The organism is Gardnerella sp. DNF01180P (genome assembly GCF_049244205.1).
Taxonomy (GTDB): Bacteria; Actinomycetota; Actinomycetes; order Actinomycetales; family Bifidobacteriaceae; genus Bifidobacterium; species Bifidobacterium swidsinskii.
In genome coordinates, this window is record NZ_CP058386.1 from 536,371 (window position 1) to 561,166 (window position 24,796).

22 protein-coding genes are annotated in these 24,796 nt (G+C 43.0%); 20 read left to right on the forward strand and 2 right to left on the reverse strand.

Annotation, left to right across the window (positions count from 1 at the left end):
• The first annotated feature begins 5 nt into the window (after positions 1-5).
• The 9 genes from prmC (at position 6) to HXT40_RS02020 (ending at position 11,460) form a co-directional block, all read left to right on the forward strand.
• The gene (prmC, locus tag HXT40_RS01980) at positions 6-920 is read left to right on the forward strand and encodes a peptide chain release factor N(5)-glutamine methyltransferase (protein WP_116994644.1); all 915 of its coding nucleotides are present in this window, start codon (positions 6-8) and stop codon (positions 918-920) included.
• A gap of 80 nt (positions 921-1,000) precedes the next feature.
• Positions 1,001-1,672 (forward strand): L-threonylcarbamoyladenylate synthase, encoded by a 672-nt coding sequence (locus tag HXT40_RS01985; RefSeq protein WP_116994645.1) that lies wholly within the window; start codon positions 1,001-1,003, stop codon positions 1,670-1,672.
• A gap of 127 nt (positions 1,673-1,799) precedes the next feature.
• Positions 1,800-2,903: an MraY family glycosyltransferase gene (locus HXT40_RS01990; RefSeq protein ID WP_004108465.1), complete on the forward strand. Its 1,104-nt coding sequence runs from the start codon at positions 1,800-1,802 to the stop codon at positions 2,901-2,903.
• A 236-nt stretch (positions 2,904-3,139) separates the two neighbouring features.
• Entirely contained in the window at positions 3,140-4,684 is a 1,545-nt protein-coding gene (guaB, locus tag HXT40_RS01995; RefSeq protein WP_004108463.1) for an IMP dehydrogenase, read from the forward strand.
• Positions 4,685-4,878: 194 nt separating this feature from the next.
• Entirely contained in the window at positions 4,879-5,586 is a 708-nt protein-coding gene (gene orn / locus HXT40_RS02000; protein WP_004107431.1) for an oligoribonuclease, read from the forward strand.
• Between the two features lie 57 nt (positions 5,587-5,643).
• Positions 5,644-7,101: an ATP-dependent DNA helicase gene (locus HXT40_RS02005; RefSeq protein WP_285089280.1), complete on the forward strand. Its 1,458-nt coding sequence runs from the start codon at positions 5,644-5,646 to the stop codon at positions 7,099-7,101.
• A gap of 162 nt (positions 7,102-7,263) precedes the next feature.
• A complete protein-coding gene (locus tag HXT40_RS02010; RefSeq protein ID WP_116773685.1) occupies positions 7,264-9,096 on the forward strand; it encodes a proline--tRNA ligase in 1,833 nt (610 codons plus the stop codon).
• A gap of 688 nt (positions 9,097-9,784) precedes the next feature.
• Positions 9,785-10,747 carry a DUF6591 domain-containing protein gene (locus HXT40_RS02015; RefSeq protein WP_421777298.1) on the forward strand — a complete coding sequence of 321 codons (963 nt, stop codon included), beginning with the start codon at positions 9,785-9,787 and terminating at the stop codon, positions 10,745-10,747.
• Positions 10,748-10,914: 167 nt separating this feature from the next.
• Complete coding sequence (locus tag HXT40_RS02020; RefSeq protein ID WP_012914386.1) at positions 10,915-11,460, forward strand: hypothetical protein; 546 nt, start codon at positions 10,915-10,917, stop codon at positions 11,458-11,460.
• A gap of 84 nt (positions 11,461-11,544) precedes the next feature.
• Here the strand turns inward: HXT40_RS02020 and HXT40_RS02025 are convergent, their stop codons facing one another.
• The gene (locus tag HXT40_RS02025; protein ID WP_415697850.1) at positions 11,545-12,030 is read right to left on the reverse strand and encodes a single-stranded DNA-binding protein; all 486 of its coding nucleotides are present in this window, start codon (positions 12,028-12,030) and stop codon (positions 11,545-11,547) included.
• 315 nt (positions 12,031-12,345) lie between these two features.
• On the opposite strand from HXT40_RS02025, the gene HXT40_RS02030 reads away from it, so the two are divergent.
• Genes HXT40_RS02030 through HXT40_RS02040 form a run of 3 tightly spaced genes read left to right on the forward strand, consistent with a single transcriptional unit; the run spans position 12,346 to position 13,471 of the window.
• Positions 12,346-12,831, forward strand: coding sequence for a hypothetical protein (locus HXT40_RS02030; protein WP_410310325.1), 486 nt, complete (start codon positions 12,346-12,348; stop codon positions 12,829-12,831).
• Positions 12,813-13,232, forward strand: a complete 420-nt coding sequence (locus HXT40_RS02035; protein ID WP_240318921.1) for a hypothetical protein — start codon at positions 12,813-12,815, stop codon at positions 13,230-13,232. Before HXT40_RS02030 ends, HXT40_RS02035 begins: the two co-directional genes overlap by 19 nt.
• Positions 13,211-13,471 (forward strand): hypothetical protein, encoded by a 261-nt coding sequence (locus HXT40_RS02040; protein ID WP_240318922.1) that lies wholly within the window; start codon positions 13,211-13,213, stop codon positions 13,469-13,471. Before HXT40_RS02035 ends, HXT40_RS02040 begins: the two co-directional genes overlap by 22 nt.
• 124 nt (positions 13,472-13,595) lie before the next feature.
• Here the strand turns inward: HXT40_RS02040 and HXT40_RS02045 are convergent, their stop codons facing one another.
• Positions 13,596-15,731 (reverse strand): M13 family metallopeptidase, encoded by a 2,136-nt coding sequence (locus tag HXT40_RS02045; RefSeq protein WP_410310326.1) that lies wholly within the window; start codon positions 15,729-15,731, stop codon positions 13,596-13,598.
• A 91-nt stretch (positions 15,732-15,822) separates the two neighbouring features.
• Here HXT40_RS02045 and map point away from each other — a divergent pair, with 91 nt between their 5' ends.
• From map to HXT40_RS02085, 8 genes are all read left to right on the forward strand, one after another.
• The gene (map, locus tag HXT40_RS02050) at positions 15,823-16,596 is read left to right on the forward strand and encodes a type I methionyl aminopeptidase (protein WP_004108441.1); all 774 of its coding nucleotides are present in this window, start codon (positions 15,823-15,825) and stop codon (positions 16,594-16,596) included.
• A gap of 80 nt (positions 16,597-16,676) precedes the next feature.
• Positions 16,677-17,813 (forward strand): peptide chain release factor 2, encoded by a 1,137-nt coding sequence (gene prfB, locus HXT40_RS02055; RefSeq protein WP_076002974.1) that lies wholly within the window; start codon positions 16,677-16,679, stop codon positions 17,811-17,813.
• A gap of 63 nt (positions 17,814-17,876) precedes the next feature.
• Positions 17,877-19,313 (forward strand): cell division ATP-binding protein FtsE, encoded by a 1,437-nt coding sequence (gene ftsE / locus HXT40_RS02060; protein WP_421777299.1) that lies wholly within the window; start codon positions 17,877-17,879, stop codon positions 19,311-19,313.
• Positions 19,313-20,236, forward strand: coding sequence for a permease-like cell division protein FtsX (gene ftsX / locus HXT40_RS02065; protein WP_076002972.1), 924 nt, complete (start codon positions 19,313-19,315; stop codon positions 20,234-20,236). Before ftsE ends, ftsX begins: the two co-directional genes overlap by 1 nt.
• Positions 20,237-20,382: 146 nt before the next feature.
• Positions 20,383-21,789, forward strand: a complete 1,407-nt coding sequence (locus HXT40_RS02070; protein ID WP_012914380.1) for a CHAP domain-containing protein — start codon at positions 20,383-20,385, stop codon at positions 21,787-21,789.
• 133 nt (positions 21,790-21,922) lie between these two features.
• Positions 21,923-22,420: an SsrA-binding protein SmpB gene (smpB, locus tag HXT40_RS02075; protein ID WP_004107461.1), complete on the forward strand. Its 498-nt coding sequence runs from the start codon at positions 21,923-21,925 to the stop codon at positions 22,418-22,420.
• A 276-nt stretch (positions 22,421-22,696) separates the two neighbouring features.
• Positions 22,697-23,605, forward strand: a complete 909-nt coding sequence (locus tag HXT40_RS02080; protein ID WP_004108432.1) for an ABC transporter substrate-binding protein — start codon at positions 22,697-22,699, stop codon at positions 23,603-23,605.
• Positions 23,606-23,749: 144 nt separating this feature from the next.
• Positions 23,750-24,751: an amino acid ABC transporter permease gene (locus tag HXT40_RS02085; protein WP_102155694.1), complete on the forward strand. Its 1,002-nt coding sequence runs from the start codon at positions 23,750-23,752 to the stop codon at positions 24,749-24,751.
• Positions 24,752-24,796: the final 45 nt, after the last annotated feature.

A 24,796-nucleotide genomic window follows, 5' to 3' on the forward strand; every position in this document is an offset into this window, starting at 1 on the left:
TTAAAATGCAAGAACTTTTGCGAGTTTTGCGCGATGCTGTTAAAAAGCTTGATTCTGCAGGCGTGGAGTCAGCAGAATATGATGCACGCTTGCTGCTGGCTCATGCTTGCGGCGTAAGCTTAGCTGAGCTGAACAAGGCGCTAATACTTGGCGATTTAACCGATTTTTCGCAAGATTATGCTAGTAAATATAGCGATTTTGTATCTAGGCGTGCTTCTCGTGAGCCGTTGCAGCATATTGTTGGTCGCGCGCCTTTTCGCTACTTGGATTTGCAAGTTGGTAAGGGCGTTTTTGTGCCGCGGCCGGAAACGGAAATTGTTGTTGAAGCTGGATTGGATTGGCTTAGAGAGTCTGGTATTAGCAAGCCGACGGTAGTCGATTTATGCGCCGGATCGGGCGCAATTGGATTGTCGATTGCGGCGGAAGTTGCAGACGCGCAAGTATGGGCTGTAGAAAAATCTCCTGAAGCTTTCCAATATTTGCAAAAAAATTTCGAAGAAGCTGCAAAAAAGTGGGAAAATATTCAGATTTTCAGTCGCTATCATGCCGTGCTTGCAGACGCAACCAAATCGCATATTTCGGATTGCACGCCGGAACTTCACGCAATTTGTGGCAAAGTAGATTTAGTAATAACGAATCCGCCTTACGTGCCGGAAAGTCAAGTGCCAGAACAGGTTGAAGTGCGAGAGTATGATCCTCCGCTTGCGCTTTATGGCGGTTCTGCGGACGGCTTGCTTATTCCGGAGCAGATTATGCGTGCGGCTTTTGCGCTGCTTAAGTCTGGGGGAGCGATGGTTATGGAGCACGATATTTCGCAAGGGGATGCGCTTAAAAAGTATGCGGAAAGCGTAGGTTTTTTGCGTGCGCGCGTTGGAAACGACTTAACTGGCAGACCGCGGTACACTTTTGCGGAAAAGTAAAATTTTAATCAAAAATAAAACTTGACTCAAACAGAATAAAATAAGCAAAATAAGCAAAATAAGCAATAAAAGAGGCAAAAATGAGCAAAATTTGCAATATCAACGAAGAATCCCTGCAAATGGCAGCGCAAATTATTAACGAAGGCGGCGTAATCGTAGTGCCGACTGACACCGTGTACGGCGTTGCTTGCGATCCATTCAATGAAGCTGCTGTTGCAAAAATTTACGAGCTTAAGCGCAGACCGCGCACAAAGGCGCTGCAAATTTTAATGAGTGGAGTGGAAGATTTAGAAAAACTTGGGCTTTATTTGCCTTCTCCGCTGGATATTCTAGGTAAAAAGTTCCTTCCGGGCGGATATTCTCCGATTGCGCGTGCGAAGAAGGATTCAGTTGCTTCAAATCTTGCAACGCTGTGCAAAACGAATGAAACTGATGCTCAAAACGATGCGAAAACTCAAGCAACTCAAGGCGTGCGCGTGCCGGATTGCCCTGAATTAATGCAAATTTTGCGAGTCACCGGTCCACTGGCTGCTTCTAGCGCGAATCGCAGCGGTAACGAAAGTGCAGACAGTGTAGAAGAAGCATTTGCAGCTTTCGGCAACGAAATTCCGCTGTATTTGAACGCAGGCCCGACTTGCTCGCACGTGGCAAGCACGGTAGTTGGCGCGAATTCAAGCGATAAAGACGGTATTGTGATTTTGCGCGAAGGTGTGATTTCGGAGAGTGAAATTCGTAATGCGTTAAGTGAGTAAGTTTATTAACTTATTTCTGGTACTAAATTTCTGGTACTAACAAATCGCTACAATCAAAATAAGCAAGCGAAAATTTAGCAAACGCTGCTAAAACCAACGAAGTAATCGCATAGCAAAGGACGCATTCATGAGGGTATACCTGTTTATTGCAGCAATTGCAGGCGGTGCTACGTGGCTTATTATGCCGCTTGTTCGTCACCTTGCAATCCGTATGGGTGCTGTTGGCAAAGTTCGCGCGCGCGATGTGCATACTATTCCAACGCCACGTATGGGTGGTGTAGGTATGCTTTTTGGTTTCGCAGTTGCGATGGCTTTCGCTAGTTCTATGCCATTTATTTCCGGGCTTTTTGCAGGAACGCACCAGCCGTGGGTTGTACTAGCAGGAGCCGTTATGATATGCCTGCTTGGGGTATGCGACGACATTTGGGATCTAGATTGGATGCTAAAGCTTGCCGGTCAGCTGCTTATAGCTGTTTTTGTAGCGTGGGGAGGGTTGCAAATCGTAACTTTGCCGCTAGGATCGCTCGTAACGGCATCTCCAAGCGTGTCAATCGCAATAACTGCAATACTAATCGTTGCTTCAATTAATGCAGTAAATTTTGTAGATGGGCTGGACGGACTGGCTTCTGGAATCGTTGCAATCGGCGGCATTGCCTTCGCAACATACTCATACATGCTTGCGCGCACGTCGCCATCCTACGCTTCAATGGCAACTCTTATTGACGTTGCAATGGTAGGTATGTGCGTTGGATTTATTATGCACAATTGGCATCCAGCAAAACTTTTTATGGGTGACTCAGGCTCCATGTTAATCGGCTACTTAATTACTTGCGCGTCGATTATTATGACCGGCCATTTGGATCCTTCCGCCGTTCATACGAGTATTTATTTGCCTGTATTTATGCCGATTTTGTTGCCGATTCTTGTGCTGTTTTTGCCGGTTCTTGACATGTGCTTGGCTATTTTTAGGCGTGTTGCTAAAGGGCAGTCGCCAATGCATCCGGATCGCATGCACTTGCATCATCGCATGCTGCGCATTGGGCATTCTGTGCAGGGTGCTGTGCTGATTTTGTGGGGATGGGCTGCGCTAATTGCGTTTGGCTCTATTATGATTTTGTTCTTTAAAGCTGTGTATGTGCTTGTTGGAATGATTCTTGCTGCTGCGCTACTTACTGTGCTCACAATGATGCCGTACTTGCGTTGTCGCCTGCCCGAACTTCGCAATTCGTAACAACTGCTTAATTTTGTTTTTCTTAATGTGGCGTGGCGCTCAAAACGTGCGAGTACGCTCGTGCTATAAGCGCTCGCTACGAAACTCGCGTTGGAAGTCCACTGGACTTCCAACTTGAGCGAGTTTCCGCTCCGAATTGCTTTCGCGCGCGCTGTGCTGCGCTCAAGCATGTCGTCGCGCCCGCGTTTGGAGGGTGCGTTTCGGCAAACGTCATAGCAAAAACGTATAGTAACCCTATGGCTACAACTGATATGAACACGGAATCCGTGTATGCTCCTGTTCCACCAATTTTCGAGAAGCTCGGTCTCGCTTATGACGATGTCCTTTTGCTTCCAAATGAAACTGATGTTATTCCGTCCGAAGTGGATACTTCCACTCGTCTGACTCGCGAAATTACCATGAAAGTGCCGACTATTTCGGCAGCTATGGATACTGTTACCGAGTCCGATATGGCTATTGCCATGGCGCGTAACGGTGGCATTGGAGTACTTCACCGCAATCTTTCTATTGATGATCAAGCTGCGCAGGTTGATATTGTTAAGCGCAGTGAATCCGGTATGATTACCGACCCGCTTACTGTTCACCCAGATGCTACGCTCGCCGATTTAGATAAATTGTGCGGGCGTTTCCATATTTCTGGTCTTCCGGTAGTGGATAGCGAAAATCGTTTAGTTGGTATTATTACCAACCGCGATATGCGTTTCATTGCTTCCGAAGACTACGATCGCTTGAAAGTTAAGGACGTGATGACGCGCGAAAATCTCGTCACCGGTCCTTCAAATATTTCTAAGGAAGATGCTCACCGCTTGCTTGCGGATAACAAGATTGAAAAGTTGCCTTTGGTTGATGCTGAAGGTAAGCTTACAGGCTTGATTACTGTTAAGGACTTTGTGAAGACTGAACAGTATCCGGATGCTACTAAGGATGATCAGGGTCGCTTGCGCGTTGCTGCTGGCATTGGCTTCTTGGGTGATGCTTGGCAGCGTGCGTGCGCTCTTATGGAAGCTGGAGTTGACGTGCTTGTGGTCGATACCGCAAACGGCGAGGCTCGCTTGGCTCTCGACATGATTCGTCGCATTAAGGCAGATAAGGCTTTCGACGGCGTGCAAATTATTGGCGGAAATATTGCAACTCGCCAAGGCGCACAGGCTATGATTGACGCTGGCGTTGACGCTGTAAAGGTTGGCGTTGGTCCAGGCTCTATTTGCACTACGCGTGTTGTTGCAGGCGTTGGCGTGCCTCAGCTTACCGCAGTTTACGATGCGGCTCAGGCTTGCAAGGCTGCTGGAATTCCATGCATTGCAGACGGTGGTATTCACTATTCCGGCGATATTGCTAAGGCTTTGGTTGCAGGCGCGGACACTGTTATGCTCGGCGGCACTTTGGCTGGATGTGAGGAAGCTCCAGGCGAGAAGGTTCTTCTTCACGGCAAGCAGTACAAGCTTTACCGCGGCATGGGCTCGCTTGGTGCAATGGCTCCTCGCGGTAAGAAGTCTTATTCGAAGGATCGTTACTTCCAGGCAGACGTTACCAGCTCCGACAAGGTGGTTCCAGAAGGCGTTGAAGGCGAAGTTCCATATCGCGGTCCGCTTAACGCTGTGCTTTACCAGCTTCTCGGCGGCTTACACCAGTCAATGTTCTACGTTGGTGCGCACAATATTAAGGAAATGCAAGAGCGCGGCCGCTTTATTCGCATTACTGATGCTGGCCTTCGCGAATCTCATCCTCACGATATTGTGATGACTGCAGAAGCACCAAACTACAGCGGTTTCCACAACTAAGTCGCGTGGTGCGTAAGTTGCGCGATTAAATCGCGTATAAGTCGCGTATAAATCGCAAGTAATTTTGCATTAAACGACGAAAAGTTAAGCAAGTTATCTACAACTTGCCTGCTTTTCGTCGTTTTTAATACGCGTCTCGTCGGTACGAAGATGTAGGCTGATGGGTTCGAAAAAATATTAGGAAAGGAACGAAAATGGCTGAAGCTAAGGAAGATCTTACGTTTACGCCGGAAGAGTCGCGCTTAATTTGGATTGATTGCGAGATGACTGGACTCGATATTTTCCATGACGAATTATGCGAAGTATCTGTAGTTCCAACTGATTTTAATCTGAAAGTTTTGGACGACGGAATTGATTTAGTGATTAAGCCAAGCGACGCTGCTGTGGCTCATATGAACGATTTTGTGCGCAATATGCACACTTCTTCTGGACTTGTTGACGAGTGGAATAAAAACGGTTTGCCTTTGGAAGAAGCGCAAAAGCAGGTAGTTGAATACGTAAAACGCTTCCTGCCGGCTCGCGGAAAAGCTCATCTTGCTGGAAACTCCGTCGGTTCCGACAAAAAGTTCCTCGACCGTTACATGCCAGATTTAATGGCAAATCTGCACTATCGTGTAATAGACGTAAGCACGTTGAAGGAAATTTCGCGCAGGCTTTACCCGGACGTTTACCGCAATAAGCCGGCAAAACATGGCGGTCACCGTGCGCTCGCGGATATTATTGAGTCGATTGACGAGCTTCGTTACTACCGCGATATGATGTTCGTTCCAGCTCCAGGCCCAAGCGAGTCTCAAGCAAAAGCCGGTGCGCAACACATTGAAAGCACGAGCTTGCTTCGTGACTATGAGCGTCGCGGAGAGGCGCTAGAAGACGTAAATTCCGCAGAAAAGCGCGACTACTAAACACAACGCTACTATTAAATAAAGCGCGACTACTAAACGCAATAAAAGGTACTGCCAATGAAGCAATCCGAAGCCTTAACCATAATCAACGCTGGCGCGAGCGCGTTCATTACCGGCGCTCCGGGTGCAGGTAAAACCTACGTATTAAACGAAGCTATTCGCGCAATGCGAAAGAACGGTTTAAGCGTTGCTGTAACTGCCTCTACCGGTATTGCGGCAACGCACTTAAACGGTCAAACCATTCACTCGTGGAGTGGAGTTGGAGTTTCAAACGCGCTTACGGATACGCTTCTTAAAACCATTAGAGCTAGGCGAGGAAAGCGCATAAAAGCCACGGACGTGCTCGTGTTGGACGAAGTTTCCATGATTCACGCGTGGCTTTTTGACATGGTTGATGAAGTTTGCCGGAAGGTGCGCAAAAATCCCGCTCCTTTCGGCGGGCTTCAAGTAGTTATTTCGGGCGACTTCTTCCAATTGCCGCCTGTTAGCACTTCTATGCGAAATCGTGACGTGTTCGAGCCGAGCTCGGAGTTTATTTCGTCGCGCGAAAAGTATACTGCAGCTGGAAAAAATCCGGAAGGCTATATTACGGAATCGTTTGCATGGGACGCTTTGAAACCTGTTGTGTGTTACTTAACTGAGCAACATCGTCAAGACGACGGCAAGTTGCTAGAAGTTTTGACGGATATTCGTAGCGGTCTCGTGAGTGACGACGATAAGCAAGTGCTTGCTAGCCGCCTTGGTGAGTATCCGCAAGATGACGAAGTTGCAGTACATCTTTTCCCAACGAACTCGCAAGCAGATGGCTTAAATAATATGCAGCTTGCGGAAATTAATGCTGAGCCTCACGAATTCGTTGCAACGGAAGCCGGGCCTAAAAATCTTGTTGATCGCTTAAAAAAGAATATGCTTGCTCCGGAGCGTTTAGTTTTGAAGGCCGGAGCTGCTGTGATGGCGTTGCGAAACGATCAGGAAAAGCAGTACGTAAATGGCTCTGTTGGGCGTGTGTTGCGTTTTGCGCCTGAATCTAAGGGCGGCTGGCCGATTGTTGAGTTTGAAAACGGCAATATTGTGACGCTTAAGCCTGCAGCGTGGGAAATGACGGACGGTGAGACTGTACTTGCTAGCGTAAATCAAGTGCCGCTTCGTTGCGCGTGGGGAATTACGATTCATAAGTCGCAAGGTATGACTCTCGATAGTGCGGTAATGGATTTGCGTAGAACTTTCGCTCCTGGAATGGGATATGTTGCGCTTTCTCGCGTGGAAAATCTGGGCGGTCTTTATTTGGAAGGTATTAACGATTGCGCGTTTAGCGTTTCGGCGGATGCTGTACTGCTAGACGGATCTTTGCGTGAGGCGTCAAGGTGCGCAAGTGAGCTGCTTGCTAGCGATGGGGCTTCCGCGTTTGTTGCTAAAAAAGCAGATGGTGATTTTGCGGATCAGCAGGAGTTTAGTCTTTTTGAAAATGCCGGTGATGGCGTTACGGACGAATTTTCTTTCGACGACGAGTTTTAATATTCTATAAGCTTTTGCCTTGTGCACGGCATAAACTACTCGCGGCTGAGTCGTTTTGGTTGCTTTGTTATATTTTTGCACGTTATGATTTAATCGAGTATTACTTTTGTTGATGCGTGTAAACAAGTGTTTATGTCCTCATGCGCAAATAGATTGGAACGCATGAATTCCAATGTACTTCGTATGTCTCAGCTATTCCTTCGTACGCTGCGCGAGGATCCTGCAGACGCGGACGTGACTTCCGCAAAACTTATGCAGCGCGCAGGCTATATTCGTAAATCTGCTCCAGGTGTGTGGACTTGGCTTCCGCTAGGACTTAAGGTTTTAAACAAGGTTCAGGCGATTATTCGCGACGAAATCAACGGTATCGGTGCGCAGGAAGTTCACTTCCCGGCACTTCTTCCGCGTGAGCCTTACGAGGCTACCAACCGTTGGGAAGAATATGGCGACAATATCTTCCGTCTTAAGGATCGCCACCAAGCTGACTATCTTCTTGCTCCAACGCACGAAGAAGTTTTCACGCTTCTCGTTAAGGATATGTATTCTTCTTACAAGGATTTACCAGTTACTTTGTATCAGATTCAAACGAAGTATCGCGACGAGTTCCGTCCGCGCGCTGGTCTTATTCGCGGTCGCGAGTTTATTATGCAGGATGCTTATTCGTTCTCGATTGACGAAGATGGTTTGAAATCTGCTTACGTTGAGGAGCGCGCTGCTTACGCTCGAATTTTCGACCGTTTGGGCATTAAATACGTGATTGTTCACGCTGTTTCCGGCCCAATGGGTGGCTCTGATTCCGAAGAGTTCTTGGCTCCAATGCCAATTGGTGAAGATACTTTTGCGCTCGCACCTTCAGGAAAAGCTTGGAATGTTGAGGCTCTTACCACTCCAGAAATGCAAGATGTTGATTATTCGGCAACTCCTGCAGCGCAATCTCTCGAAACTCCAGACGCTAAGACGATTGAAGCTTTGGTTAAGGTTTCTAACGACTTGCATTCGCGTAAAGATGGTCGCGAATGGCAAGCAGACGACACTTTGAAGAACTTGATTATTGCTGTTAAGCATCCGGCAGATGCTGAAGGCGGCGAGCATGAGGAGCCATGGCGCGAAATCGTGGCGATTGGTATTCCAGGGGATCGCCAAGTAGATATGAAGCGTCTTGAAGCTCAGTTTGCTCCTGCAGAAATCGAAGAAGCAACTGAGGATGATTTGAAGTCTCATCCTGAGTTTGTTAAGGGCTACATTGGCTTTAGCGTATTAGGTCCTCAAGCTCGCAAAGAGGGTAGGGGTATTGAAAATCCTGTTCGCTACTTGATGGATGCTCACGTTGCAAAGGGAAGTGCTTGGATTACAGGAGCTGACGAAGACGGAAAGCACGTTTACAACGCTGTTTACGGCCGCGATTTTGAGGCGGACGGTGTTGTTGAAGCAGCCCAGGTTCGCGATGGCGATATGAGCCCAGATGGTTCCGGTCCGTTGAGCTTCGAACGCGGTGTGGAAATCGGCCAGGTGTTCCAGCTTGGCTTAAAGTATTCTAAGGCTTTGGGCTTAAGCGTTCTTAACGAAAATGGTAAAGCTGTGCCAGTTTGGATGGGTTGCTACGGTATTGGCGTTAGCCGCGTGATCGCATGCTTGGCAGAAACACATCACGACGACGCTGGTCTCGCATGGCCTATGGCAATTGCTCCAGCTCAAGTTCATGTTGTTGCAACAGGCAAAGATCAAGTTGCTTTCGACGCTGCTGAAAAGGTTGTTGAAGAGCTTAGTAAGCAGGGAATCGAAGTAATCTTTGACGACCGTCCAAAGGTTTCTCCAGGCGTAAAGTTTAAGGATGCTGAGCTTGTTGGCGTACCGCTGATTGCTGTAGCAGGTCGCGATACCGTGAACAACGGTACGATTGAAATCCGCGATCGTAACGGCTCAAATGTTGAAGCAGTCCCAGTTGACGAGGCAGCGGCTCGCATTGTAGAGCGCGTCAGTGAGCTCTTAGCTTAATTCATTGTCTTAAAAAATTTGCTATCTGCTTTTACGAAAAACGTGGGTGTATCTTTGTATATCCCACGTTTTTTGTATATGTTTTATGTACAAAAGTAGATTTTCATATGATTATGTTATTGTGTCCGCGAGCGTATCTAAAACTTACATTGTATATTGTGAAAGTGCCAGTTTTGTAAGAATTACAATTAAGAAAAACTTTTTTCGTATTATATTTTTCTTAAATATTGCAAGTATGGAAAACTTCATGATTGAGTTCGGTATTAGTATGCTTGATTACATTATTTTTTTTCTACAGTTATAAGAGTTTTACAAGAATAGAATGTAAGCTGTTGAAGATGAAGTAATGTAGCTATATCAGTTTTCCATGCAAAAGTAGTTATATTATAATGTTATACCCAGATTGAAAGGATGAAAATAATGAAATGCAGTAATTGTGGTGCAGAATGTTATGGTACAGTATGCAAGCAATGTGGAATGAATTTCGAAACTCATAAAATAGAGTTACTTCCTACTGCGGCACAAACGAACTCTGCTACCCCCCCCTACATCTTATACGCAAAATTATGCATTTCCATCTTATCCGGGTAATGTAGCAGCTTATCAGAAGCGTAAAAAACCGATTTATCGAAGATGGTGGTTTTATTTACTTGTAATTGCAGCTATCATTTCAATTGCTAATATTGCTATGCATAGAGATAAAACTATTAATTGGGATGAGATGGTTTTGAGTGCTCAGTTGCCCAAGCCTCCTTCTGATAAAGGTGATGTCATTATTAATTCTGCAGATGAGCTTGATGTTGATATTAAAGACATTTCTGCTAAACAATATAACGATTATACTGTAGATTGTAAGACGAAAAAGGGTTTTACAATTGATGCGGAATCTGATTCCTCAGAATATAAAGCCTACAATAATAAAGGTTATAAATTAGATTTGACCTATTATGAGTCAAGTAAAGAATTGAGTATTCATCTTAATAAGCCGATGGAAATGTCGTCTATTGTATGGCCTTCTAGCAAAGCTGCTAGTCAATTGCCTGTTCCAAAGTCTACTATTGGTAATTTCATTTCAGACAGTGACGATAATCTGAATGTGTATGTTGGTAATACAAGTAGAGAAGATTACAATAATTATGTGAAGGCTTGTGCTGATAGAGGTTTCAAGGTTGGATACGACAATTCAAAGAACAGGTATTCTGCTAAGAATGATGCAGGGTGGGATCTTTCGCTATCCTATGAGGGGAATAGCGTAATGAATATAATGCTTTCAGCTCCAGATAATAATTCTGGTAGTAATGATAATAAGAAGTCAACTAATTCAAAAGATTCATCAAATAGCGCAGAATCTAAGTCTGCTAAACCGCAGCAAAATGATGCTAAATCTGCTAATGGTTTGCGTAGTGATTTTAAGGCAGCTATGGATAGCTATGAATCAACTATGAATGAGTATGTTGAATTCATGAAAAAGTATAAAGCTAATTCAAGTGATGCTGAACTTATCTCGGAATATGCAGATTATATGCAGAAATATGCTGATATGACGGATAAATTCCAAAGTTGGAAGAGCAATAATCTCAACAATGCAGAGTTGTCATATTATCTTGCTGTTCAAGCTAGAGTCACAAAGAAACTAGCTGAAGTAGCATAAATAGTATCAGTGTTTCTCATTGCTGTTTTGTAATAAGAAATAGTAGAAATTAGTTACCACTGTGTTCTAGTTTCTACTATTTCTTAACTATAAATTTAATTTGTATAGATAGAGAAATCTTACATATTAGAAATAAATATTAAAATTTTGAATAGGGAGTGATATATATGAAAAAGTTCAAAATTCCACAAATTGTTAATTTTATTTTTATCTTGATTGGTTTATTAGGTTTGTGGTTGCCGTATGCAACTTCTACTAATGAGCAAAAACAATTTATACTTAGTAATCCTGATGCAATTGCCATTGGTGCATTGAATATGAAATATAGAGATATGATTGATTTGTCTATGATAAAATATTTTCGGTTTTATTTGTATATAGTGAATAATCCCAAAAAAATGATCTTTGCGCGCACTGATGTAATGATTGATTTAGTTCTTATTAGTATACTGGCTGTTTCTATACTTTTTATTGTCTTATTTACTCTATTGAATAAGCCTATTGGTAATATTGTCTTTGCATTCCTTATGCTTGGTGCTTCGCTTATTATGAATTATGATATGGTAAGTCGTGGTGTTATTCCTTCGAAAAGTTACACATATGGAATTAGTTACTATCTTTATGTCATACTTGCGATAGCAATTATCATTTGTTCAATAGCTAATATTGTTGTAAATAAAATAGATAAAAAGAAAATTATAAATAGATATTAAATTTGTGAAATTTGCCGCCAGGAATACTACTATTCTTGGCGGCATTATTGTTTATCGTGGTGCGTGAAGTATTATTTACTTTCTTTAGATATCAGCATCACCTCCATATTCGTCGTCCGTGCTGTCTGAGTGAGAGTCAGTACGTTCTATTTTCTCGTTTTGTGACTGATTGCTGTCTTTCGTATGATCATTTTTAGCGGAATCAGCGTTTCGCTTTGTAAATTGCGTAGTTCCGCGATTTAAATCGTGCCCAATAGCAGAAGCTTCCAAAATTACGCGATTATAATCGTTTCCATCTTTTGTCCAGCTTTCTGTACTCAAATTGCCATATACAACGATTGCATCGCCTTTATGAACGCTTTTTAGCACGTTTGAAGCCAAAGTCCTATACGCTTTCACAGTCATCCAAGTAGTTGGACGCTCATGCCATTGCTGTTCGTCGTTGCGGTAATATGATTGCGTGCTCGCGATTCGTAGCGAACAAGCCGGAGAATTTTCACTTCGCCCAAAGTTTACAGGCTCAGCGCCTACGTATCCACTAATAGTCACGGTCGACTGTTGTTGTGCCATATTTCATAGTCCTTTCACAAATGGACTGCAGCCATTTCAGCCCCGAAATACAGAGCCATCATTGCCTCTGAGCTTCGCAGCCACGAGGAAATGCCGCAGTAATAACAACTATGAACTTTGCGCAACAACTTTGCCAGCAAACTTTTCTATTGTGGTTAAAACCTAGGTTTTATCCACAATGTAATTGATCTCTTGACTACAGCAAAATATTTAGTAAAAGCTCAACAATTAACTGTGCATACGTAATCATTCCTCATTGCAGGGTAGTATTGAGCAAACGTATTGAAAATATTGAATGCAGTGAAGAAGATATTTATGGTGGAAAATAATCAGCAATATGCAAAGCATAAATCTAATATGCGCATAAGTTGGGTTAGTATCCTTGTTATTTCGGCTGTATGCCTAGCTGCGTGTGCAATATCGCAAAATTTTGCTGATTTTACTTTAGAACATTCTAAGGCGTATCATCAGGCGTATAATCGCGAATATCATCATAAGTATCATCAGAATCCAATAATTCAAACAACTAATTTTGCTTCTTCTGCAGCTTTTATTCAGTCAAGTAATGTAGCGCGTTACGTTCTTTCTTCTATTCGAAGCGCAAGATCTAGGCTTTACGATGATCGCAGCACGTATTTTAATGGCGTTCCTTTGCAAGATTACGTGAGCCGCTACGGTCTTACTAAAGAAGCGTATGTTAATAATATTCAGTACGATTCTGCAAATGAAGAGGATGCTTTCCGTCGCGCGCAAGAAACCGCCAGCATGGGCAGTTTGGCCATTTGGGCCCAGATGGTGTGAGCGAGCCTGATTACACTGGCCGAAAAGCGTGGGGTGAAAATTTAAGTTGGGGTGTGGATCTTGCTGGTTCTATGCAATTGTGGATTCAAGATGAAGAGTCGGCTTTGCGCGCAACCGGCGGAAGTTTTAACGAAGATAATGGTCATTTGTATCAGATTTTGAATCCTAGCAATATTTCTTTCGGTTACGGAGAGGCTTCGGGCGGCCCTTATGGTGTTGTTGGAGCGTTGACACTGTCGGAATATAACGGTGATATTGATTATCTGGATGGCAAGATTGGCCCAGAATCTCCCGAAGAGCAAAAAAGCGTGCTGAAGAGGAGCGAAAGAAGAAGGAAGAGCAGAAGCGTAAAGACGAGGAAGCTAAGAAGAAAAAAGCTTTGGCTAAAAAGAAGCATTTGAAGCATAAGCATCATAAAAAGTTAGCGAAAGCTATGAAGAAAAATGCTTCAACGTATAAATTTATTGTGATTATTTCTGCGATTTTAAGCGTGCTTGTTTTGTGCGCAATTGCAGTGGTAGCTTGGATTTTCTTAAGACGAAGAATGATTTCTAAAAATAGTTTGCACGTGAAGCATATTGCGCGTAGCAAAACTTGCGGAAGTGAAAAATCTTCTGATAATTCAAAAGATAAACAATAATATTACTAAAAATATTAATAAAAATAGAAAATAATAAGCCTGCAAACGTTTATTAAGCGTCTGCAGGCTTCTATTTTTGACTTATTTTTGACTTATAGCGACTTATTTGCGATTTATTCGCAACTTACCAAATGTGTACGCGCTCAGCAGGGTCGAGCCACATTTCGTCGCCTTCTTTAACGTCGAAAGCATCGTAGAACAAGTCTACGTTACGAGCAATGCCGTTAGTGCGGCATTCGGCTGGGGAGTGCGGGTCGATTTGAAGCAGCTGTTCCGCAATTTCATTACGAGCCTTGGAACGCCATACTAACGCGTAGCTTAAGAAGAATCGCTGCAAAGCAGTGAAACCATCTACTTCAGGAGCGTTCAACAAAGTTTCGCGAATCGCATCTTCACTTCCGTCAATTTCATGTCCTTCGCTCTTTTGCAAAGCGAAAGCGTATGCTTTAAGCGCAATAGTTACGCCGCTTAAATCGCCAATATTCTCGCCGATTGTTAAAGCACCGTTTACGTGAGGCATCGCATTGCGCTCTTCTTTGCTCTTCAAGTGAGAGTACTTAACGATAAGCTGCGTTGGTGTAAAAGCATTGTATTGTTCAATAAGCTTCTTAGTGCGCTCAGCAAAGTTAGCTTTGTCTTCTTCAGTCCACCAATTGTTAAGCACGCCGTCGCCGTCGTATTCGCAACCCTGATCGTCAAAACCGTGGCCGATTTCATGACCAATCACGGCACCAATAGCACCGTAATTTGCTGCGTCTGGAGCGCTTGGGTTAAAGAATGGCGGTTGCAAAATAGCAGCAGGGAACACGATTACGTTCAGCAGAGGATCGTAGTAAGCGTTCACAGTTTGCGGAGTCATCTGCCATTCTTCGCGATCCACAGGATTTCCGGCTTTTGCAGTATTTTTACCAAAGCCAAATCGATAAACTTCGCGCATATTATCAACTAAGTCAGCGTCTTCCTTAATATTTAGCGCAGAGTAGTCAACCCAATGGTTTGTGTAACCAATATTTGGCTCAAATTTACTAATCTTTTCCAAAGCCTTCGCTTTAGTTTCCTCACCAAGCCAGCTGCTGTGAGAAATCGACTCGCGGTAAGCGTTAATAAGATTGTCAACTAAGCCTTGCATATATTCCTTAGAAGACTCAGGGAAATGCAATCGCACGTATTCGCGTCCAACTTCCTCGCCGCAGGCATCGTCAACAACTCCAACTGCTCGCTTCCAGCGGTCGCGCTGCTTTGTGGCACCAGAAAGCACCTTGCCGTAGAAGTCGAATCGCGCTTGTGCAAAATCTTCACTAAGTAAGCTTGCCCAGCGCAAAATCACGTGCACGCGCGTCCAAAGCTTTAAATCTTCTAAGTCGGCTTCTTGCCAAATCTTATTCAAACCTTCCATAAAGCTTGGCTCGTGAACTACAACTTTGTTAAAAGCTTCACGAAGGTTGATTGGCTGATTTGTTGCTTCTTCGCAATTATCGTACGCTTTTTGAGTAGCGTCTAAGAAAGCGTCGAGATTAAGCGCTTCAAGAGTTTTTGCTAAATCGGCATAATTGCAAGGATTATAAGTTTTTTGAGAATCGCGAGTTGCTACGTTATCCCAATGGTAGCTCGCTATTTTAGTTTCAACATTCAAGAAACGCTCGGCTTGCGCTTGTGTAGTAGTTGCGTCTCCGTAGCCTGCTAAGCGCAGCAAAGAAGCTACCATTTTTACATATTCAGTGCGAATTGGAGCGTAGTTATCTTCGCGATAGTATGCTTCGTCTGGCAAGCCCAATCCCGATTGCTCAATATGCATAATATTCGTCTTAGGATCTTTAGGGTCTCCGTAAACGCCAAAATAAAACATTGCATCTGGACCGCCGTACGGATTAAGCGCGCCAATAGTGCGAACCAAATCTTCCTTAGTTTCTGCTGAATCCACAGCGTCTAAATCGCCCTTAATTGGCGTAATTCCAGCTTTTTCAATAGATGCGGTATCCAAATAGTTACGGTATAAGGTTTGCGACTTTTTGGCTGGGCAATTTTCGTTTTCTAAAATATCTCGAATTTGCTTTTCTGCATCTTCTGCAAGCTTGTGGAAAGCACCATACATTGGTTTGTCTTCTGGGAGAGTGTAAGTGTCAATCCAAGGACCGTTTATGTAACGGAACAAGTCGTCTTGTGGACGAATAACCGACGAGAAGGAGGCTGGGTCAAAATCTACAGCAGAAATTTCCTTCTGCGATTCCTTATTATTACTATTATTATTGTTGTTAGACATGTGATTAGCTTACAAGTATTAAGCGACACTATTGGTTAGTATTTTCGCTATATTTTGCTTTATTTTCGTGCCTGCGCGTTAGTCTTGAAGCATGATTGAACTTAAAACTCCATCTGAAATTGAAGCGATGAAGCCTGCAGGTCGCTTCGTCGGTAGTATTCTTAAAGACTTGAAAGCAATGACCAAAGTTGGCACGAATCTTCTTGAGATTGATGATTTCGTTCGCCAGCGTATTATGAGTCGCAAAGGTGCGTCTTCTTGCTATGTTGATTACGCTCCTGATTTTGGTACAGGTCCTTTTGCGCACTATATTTGCACGTCTGTAAACGATGCTGTTCTTCACGGAGTTCCATACGATTACAACCTTAAAGATGGTGATTTATTAACTCTTGACTTGGCAATTAACGTTGACGGATGGGTTGGAGATTCCGCTATTAGTTTCGTTGTTGGAAAGCATGCAGATCCTGAGGATTTGCGCTTGATTAAGTGCACTGAGGAAGCTTTGGAGGCTGGCATTAACATGGCTCAGCCTGGCAACCGTCTTGGCGATATTTCTGCAGCTGTTGGTTGCGTTGCTCACGAGTATGGTTATAGCGTAAATCTTGAGTTTGGCGGTCACGGAGTCGGTCATATTATGCACGGCGATCCGCATGTTCCTAACGATGGCACTGCTCACCATGGCTACAAGCTTCGCCCAGGTTTAGTTATTGCAATTGAGCCATGGTTCTTAAAGACTACTGACGAAATTTACCAGGATCCTAAGGATGGTTGGACTCTTCGCTCTGCTGATGGTTCTCGCGGTGCTCACAGCGAGCACACGATTGCAATTACGGAAAACGGTCCTGAGATTTTGACCGTGCGCTAAACTTATAAATAGTTGATTTTGTAAGTATTTTGCGAATAGTAATTGCGTAAAACAGGTATGTAAAGAGGTACTTTAAGTAAATGGCGGAATTTGATTTTTCCCAAGCATTAAATGATGTTGAAGCAAAGTATTCTTCGATTTCTAAAGCACTAGACGTTGATTCGTTGAAAGTTACGATTGCTGATTTAGAAAAGCAGGCTGCTGAGCCTGGGCTTTGGGATGATTCGGAGCATGCTCAGCAGGTTACGAGTAAGCTTTCCGCGGCTCAGTCTCAGTTGAAGCGTTTGCAAGCTGTAGATCAGCGCATTGAAGATACTAAGACTTTAATTGAGCTTGGCCAAGAAGAAGGCGATGCTGATTCTATGAGCGAGGCTCAAGATGAGCTTGGCTCTATTGCTCACGAGTTGGACGATATGGAGGTTCAGACTCTTCTTGACGGCGAATATGATGCTCGTTCTGCAGTTGTTACGATTCGCTCTGGTGCGGGCGGCGTGGATGCTGCTGATTTTGCTCAAATGCTTCTTCGTATGTACTTGCGCTGGGCTGAGCGAAACGGTTACAAAACTAAGATGATGGACACGTCTTATGCGGAAGAAGCTGGTATTAAATCTGCTACTTTCCAAGTGGATGCCCCGTACGCGTATGGTCGTCTTTCTGTAGAAGGCGGCACTCACAGAATGGTTCGTATTTCGCCATTCGATAATCAAGGCCGTCGACAGACAGGCTTTAGCGCAGTGGAAGTAATCCCTTTGGTTGAAGCTACAGATCATATTGATATTCCAGATTCGGATATTCGCGTGGATACTTTCCAGGCTTCAGGGCCAGGAGGTCAGGGCGTGAACACTACGTATTCTGCTGTTCGTATTACGCATTTGCCAACCGGCTTAGTTGTTTCTATGCAAGATGAGCGCAGCCAGATTCAAAACCGCGCAGCTGCAATGGCTGTTTTACAATCGCGTTTGCTTGTGCTTAAGCATGCTGAGGAAGCTGCAAAAAAGAAGGAACTTGCTGGAGATATTAAGGCAAGTTGGGGAGATCAAATGCGCTCTTACGTGCTTCACCCTTATCAGATGGTGAAGGATTTGCGCACTGGTTACGAAACTTCACAAACTCAAGCTGTTTTTGACGGCGATATTGACGGTTTTATTGAAGCTGGCATTCGTTGGCGTCACGAGCAGCGAGTTGCAGCTCAAAAAGAAGCTGAAGCAGAATCTTAAATAAAACTAAAGCTAGAACTAAAAACCAATAATTACACATAATCTTCGGAAGGAATTGAAACAATGTCGCTGATTTCATTAGATCATGTGTCAAAAATATATCCTCGAGGTACACGTCCTGCATTAGACGATGTGTCTTTGCATGTAGATCGCGGAGATTTTGTGTTTCTTGTTGGCGCTTCCGGTTCTGGTAAAACTACATTGCTTAGTTTGCTGCTTCGTGAAGAAGAAGCAAATGGTGGGGAAATTCACGTAGCTGGTAACGATTTGCGCAGACTTTCTAACCGACAAGTGCCGCAGTATCGTAGATCTCTTGGCTTTATTTTCCAAGATTATAAGCTGCTTAATAATAAAACAGTTTACCAAAATGTTGCTTTTGCTTTGGAAGTGATTGGCACGAGTCGGTCTACGATTCGTTCACTTGTTCCTCGTGTTCTTGAAACGGTTGGTTTGACTGGTAAAGAAAATAATTACCCACACGAGCTTTCTGGTGGTGAGGCGCAGCGAGTTGCAATTGCTCGCGCATACGTCAATCACCCTCAAATTATTCTTGCAGATGAGCCTACTGGTAATTTGGATCCAACTACTTCTCTTGGAATTATGGAAGTTTTGGATGCTATTAATCGAACTGGCACAACGATTGTTATGGCTACGCATAATGAGGAAATTGTGAACTCAATGCGTAAGCGAGTTGTGGAGCTTCATGCTGGAAAAATTGTGCGTGATGAGCGTGAAGGATCATATGATTCTGCATTGTATTTCCCAGATAGTGAAGTTGAGCATAATTCTAAAGCACAACAAACTGTTGAAAATTCTCAAGATCAATCAGATCGCGATGTTCAAAAATCAATTACTCAATCTGAGCATACTGAACGTCATAAGAGGCTTTCTAAAAAAGCTCAACGTGCTGCTCAGGCGCGTGAAGTTGTTGACATGGTAACGCAATCGTTGAAGAGTGACACTTCAGAAAATGAAGGAATTGCACGTTTGGCTCAGTCTGTTCATTCTGGCAGAACTGGTCGTTACGGCGAAGTGTTCCAGTCTTTGGAAACAACGATGACTTGGGGACGAGGATTGATTTCTTCAAACGATAATGAAGATGTTGAAGAGAATGATTCAGAAGTTGAGATTTCGGAAGATAATAAAGAATCCTCTGAAGTTGCCGGAAATTCTGAAACTGCAGAAACTGCTAATACTACTGAGACTACTGAGACTGCTGATAATCACGAAACTGCAGAAACTAATGAATCTCACGAATCTCACGAAACTACTGAAAACTCTGAAGTGAGCGAAGAATCACAATCCGAAACCGGCGATGAGTTGCAGTCAGAAGCAGAAAGTAAGTTACAATCCGATGCTGAATCTGAGCGTAAATCTCAGCTTCCTCCTATGCCTCCAGCTCCGCCTAAGCCACCTGTTGCAGCTGAAAATACTAATAATGAGAACATTAGTGTTGACGATAGCAATAATGACATTAATAAAACTGAAGGAGCAGAGTAATGCGTTTACGATTTATTTTTTCCGAAACTTGCATTAGTTTGCGTCGTAATGTTTCGATGATTCTTTCGGTTATGCTTGTAACGTTCATCTCTTTCCTTTTTATTGGTGTTTCAGTGCTTATGCAAGCGCAGATTACCAAGGCAAAAGGCGACTGGTATGACAAAGTAGAAGTGGTTGCCTGGCTGTGCCCGGATGGAACTAGCCAATCTCCTTCTTGTGCTTCTGGAAAAGCACCTACTAATGCCGAAATTGTAAAATTGGAGCATATTATTCACCAAGAATTAGGCGATGATGTTTCAAATATCACTTATGTTAGCCGCAATGAATTTTATAAAAACACATTCTTAAAGCAATATCCTAACGGAATGTATCAAGGACGTACTTTAACTGCGGCAGACATGCAAGATTCGTTGCGCTTGAAGCTTACTAATCCTATGAAATATCAGGTTGTCTCAGAAGTTCTTTCTGGACGCGATGGTGTGGAAGAAGTTGTTGATCAGCGTCAGATTTTTGATCCTGTTTTCAGTGTGCTTAATCGCGCTACTGTTGTGACAATTGTGCTTGCAGCAGTTATGGTTGTTGTAGCGATTATGCTTACTGGCACTACGATTCGAATGTCTGCTGCTAGCCGTCGTCAAGAAACCGAAATTATGCGCTTAGTTGGTGCCTCTAACTGGACTATTCGTATGCCGTTTCTTCTTGAAGGAGCGTTCGCGTCGTTTGTGGGTTCTTTACTTGCTGGTGCTGCGCTAAGTTTAGTAGTTAAAGTTTTTGTAACTGATTGGCTTGCGCAGAATGTGCGTTGGATGCCATTTGTTACTCAAACAACTGTGTGGCTATGCGTTCCAATACTTGTAGCTGGTGCAGTAGTGTTATCTATAGTTGCTTCTGCTATTGCTTTGAGGCGATACTTAAAAGCTTAAAATGCAAAATAATAGGTGCGTAATTATTTGCGTTATTTTCGCATGAGCATTGTGAAAGTAATATTTTAGAAGATTTGAAGTAGAAACTCGCGTGATTCCTTGCATTACGGTATAATTCGCAATAGTGATGTTGAAAGGGAAGTGATATGAGCGAAGATCGACATAGCATGTATGCAATTCGACGCACTCACACTGTAGTGAGTTTAATAGTTGCTATTTCAATGATGTTTGCTGGTGTTGCTGGTGCATTATTTAATGCGTCTACAGCAAGTGCTGTCAACATGAAGGAATATAGGCGCAAAATACAACGAAACGAGAATTTGAAGCACCAACTTGCTGGTGTAAGTAAACAACTTGCAAATAAGATCATTGAATTGAATGATTTAAATGAGCATAAAATTCCAAATCAAATACGAGCTGCTCAACAAGCAGAAGAGCAAGCTTCTCAGGCGCGCAGTCTTGTAGAATCAACGCAGCAGCGTCTAGAGTCTGCACAAAAAGATAAGCGTGATTTGGAAGAGAAAATTAAAAAAACTGGTGAAGATTTTGATGATGCTAAGGCTGCTGTAGCACAGCTTGCTCGTAAGAGTTTCCATGGTTCTCAGGCATCTAATGTTATGGATATTGTGACTAAATCAACTACTACAGAACAGTTTGTTGGAAAGTTACAATCCGAGGCTGCTGTTGCTAGAAGTGAAGCAAATGCTGCTAATGATGCTGCTATTAAGTTGAATACTTCTATGAATCGTCGTCAGCGTTTGGCTGCTATTGAAGCAGAAATAACCAAGTTAAAGCAGCAGGCGGATGTTCAAGCGCAAAGTGCTCAAATCGCTGCGAAAGCCGCCAATGATCGCAAAAAGTCCTTGCAAAGTTTGCGAGATCATGGTGAAGAGATTCGTAAGCAGCTGGAAGGTCAAAAGAGTAGTTTGACTTCTCAGTCTGCGCGTGAGGCTGCAGAAATTATAGCAATGAAATCTGCCATCGATGCTCAAGCGCGTGCTCTTGCTAATAAGTCATTCGCTAAAGCTGATCCGAATGCTGGTAATCGCCAGCAATTGAATGGAAGCTCTGGAAAGAATGTTTACCTTCCTCCGATGCAACTTTCTAATGGTGCTGCTAATGGTATGAATTATACTGTTCCTGGAAATTGCGCAGAAGGTTCTAAGTTCTGCTACGGGCATAATACTGGAAACACTGTTGGTGGTTCTGCTTATCCTGCTCGTCAATGCACGTTATGGGCTTATTTGCGTCGTTCGCAACTTGGTCTGCCAGTTGGCTCCTACATGGGTAATGGTGCTGAGTGGGCGAATACTGGTCGTAGGTTTGGATATTTAGTTAATAGAATTCCACATGTTGGTGCTGTTATGGTGTTTGCTCGCGGTCAACGCGTCGGCAACTGGAATGCTGATTGGCAATATGGACATGTTGCGGTTGTGGAACGTGTGAATGCTGATGGATCAGTTCTTATTTCTGAAGGTGGAACTGGTTTTTCGACATTCCCTGCTTATGAAACTATTTATAATCCAGGCGATTACGAGTATGTGCATTATTAAATATAAGTACTTCAAAGTTTTCAATTTGTTGAAATTGAAAACTTTGTAAGTTTACGACTTATTGTTCTTGCCATAAGATAGTAGTATCTTATGGCAAGTTTCTTTTGTGTGTGATGTGTACTGGAGGGGAATTATGGCAAATAAGCCTGCGCAAGATGGCACTGTTACTGTGGCACAAAACCGTAAAGCGCATCATGATTATGTAATTGAAGATTGTTATGAAGCAGGTCTTGCTCTTACTGGTACTGAAGTTAAGTCACTTCGCGAAGGGCGTGCTTCTTTAGCTGAATCATTTGTGAATATTGATCGTCGTGGTGAAATGTGGCTTGAAGGAGCAAATATTCCTGAATATTTAAACGGCACATGGAATAATCATGCTCCTAAGCGCAAGCGTAAGCTTCTGCTTCACGCTGCTGAGATTGCTAAGCTTTCTAGGCAAACTGAGGCGAAAGGCTACACTGTTGTGCCTTTGCGTTTGTATTTTAAGGGAAGCTACGTAAAAGTAGAAATTGCTTTAGCGCGCGGTAAAAAGGAATTTGATAAGCGTCAGGCTTTGCGTGAGGAGCAAGATAAGCGAGAGGCTTTGCGTGAAATGCGTTACCGTAATCTGCGTTCTCGTAGTATTGATTAAGAGTTGACGCTTCTTTTTTATGCGTTTGTGAAACACTTGCTTGCTTCGCACGTGATAAAAAGTGAGGCAATGCGACACGCACATATTATACATTATTGCGAATAATATGCAGTTTTTGTTTATGAAAAGCATAATTATTGTGCAGATGTACCGCATGAGTATCTTTGTATATTCAATAATCGTATAAAAGGCTGTTGAATTTGTAGGGTTATCGTGTATAGTTATACACATTAATGCAAATTATAGATTCTTAGTACATACATGAGGAGAAGAACTATGTTTAAATCTATGAAGCCTGTTGCTATTGTTGCATCTTTAGTAATGATTGGCAGTATTGCTGCATGTGGACCTGCTGATTCTAAAGAAGCAGACCCTGATGTTGCTCGTAGCTATGATGTAAGTCATGTGCAAAAAGATGATGCTGTTGCAGCCTTGGTACCAGCACCAGTTGCAAAAACAGGAGAGTTAACTGTTGGTGTAAACGTAAGTTATGCCCCTGCAGAATTCTTTGCTGCAGACGGTAAAACTCCTGTAGGTTACGAAATTGATTTTTCGAAGGCTCTTGCAAAGGTCATGGGCTTAAAAGCAAAAATTATGCATGCTCAGTTTGACTCAATTATTCCAGCAATAGGAAGCAAATATAATGTCGGTATTTCTGGTTTTACAGTAAATGCTGAACGTATGAAGTCTGTAGACTTTATTACTTATGCAAACGCAGGTTTGTCTTTTGAAGTGCGTAAGGGAAATCCTACTAAAGTAGATCCAAAGAACCTTTGTGGCAAGAAAGTAACTTTGGAAACTGGAACTGTTGGCGAACCTATTATGGAAGAAGCAAAGAAACAGTGCGCAGCTAAAGGAAATAAGCCTCTTGAAATCATGAGCTTCAAGGAGCAAACTGACGCAACTACCGCACTTCTTTCCGGTCGCGCTGATGTTATGTATGCAGATACTCCTGTTGCAGGTTACGCTTCAATTAAGAATCCTGGAAAGCTTGAAATTTTGGAAAACAGCAAGGATTCTGAACCAATGGGAGCGGCTGTTAAAAAGGGTGATGCAGCGATGCTGAAGGCTGTAAAAGCTGGCATTGATAAGCTTATGAAATCCGGCGTCTACAAGGATATCTTGAAGAAGTGGGGCGTTGAAGATGTTGCTATTGAAAAGTCTGTAGTTAATCCAAAACTATAAAACTTTAGCTATGAAACTTTAGCTATCAAATAATTGAATAATTATCTAAAATGATATTGTTAATCTGAGTCGTGATTGAATTCTCGGCTCAGATTGTTTCTTTACTTTGCTGTTTTTGTATAAACGTACTTATTGGAGCATATTTTGAATTCTTTAATTGGTAACTCTGCTAAGAGCAAGTCCGGAGTAACTAACTCTGAACGTATTTTGCCAGTAAAAAAGCCAGGACCTATTATTGCCGGAGTCATTGTAGCTGTAATAGCATGTTCGCTTCTTTACAGTATTATTACTAACCCTCGTTTTGAATGGCAAGTAGTCGGAATATATTTAATAAGCGATAACGTGCTTTCTGGTATTGGCTGGACGTTACTTCTTACGCTAATTGCTATGGTAATTTCAATCGTGTTTGCTGTAGGCTTAGCGATGATGCGCAAGTCAGTTAATCCTGTGCTTCGTGGCGTAAGTTGGTTCTTTATTTGGTTTTTCCGTGGTACTCCTGTTTATACGCAGCTTGTATTTTGGGGCATGTTTGCAGTGCTTGTGCCGAGAATTAGTATTGGCATTCCTTTTACTTCTGTAGAATTTTGGTCTATTGATTCTAATGTAATTATGACTTCTCTTACTGCTGCTGTAGTTGGTTTGTCTTTGAATGAATCCGCTTATTTGTCGGAAATCGTTCGAGCAGGATTGGAAGCCGTTGATAGTGGACAAGTTGAAGCTGCTAAGGCTCTTGGAATGGGTAGAGCTTTAACTATGAGGCGTGTAATTCTTCCTCAAGCAATGCGTATTATTGTTCCTCCGCTTGGTAACGAAACAATCGGTATGCTAAAAACGACTTCGTTAGTTCTTGCAGTTCCGTTTACTCTTGAATTGCAATTTGCTACAAATGCTATTGCTAACCGTATCTATAAACCAATTCCGCTTCTTCTTGTTGCGAGTATTTGGTATTTGATTATTACTTCCATTTTGATGGTTTTGCAATACATGCTCGAGAAGCATTTTGCTAAAGGTTTTGAAGCAAGAGATATTGTAAAGCATGCTCAACTTAATACTGATTCTGATCAGCGCGGCGATCAATCATTAGATGCTAAACGGAAAAATGTTAAAGGACGAAATGATGCTGCTATGCTCGGATTTAATGCTTAAATAAGCGCATAATAGCTTAAATTTTAATATTTTTCTTTGTAAACT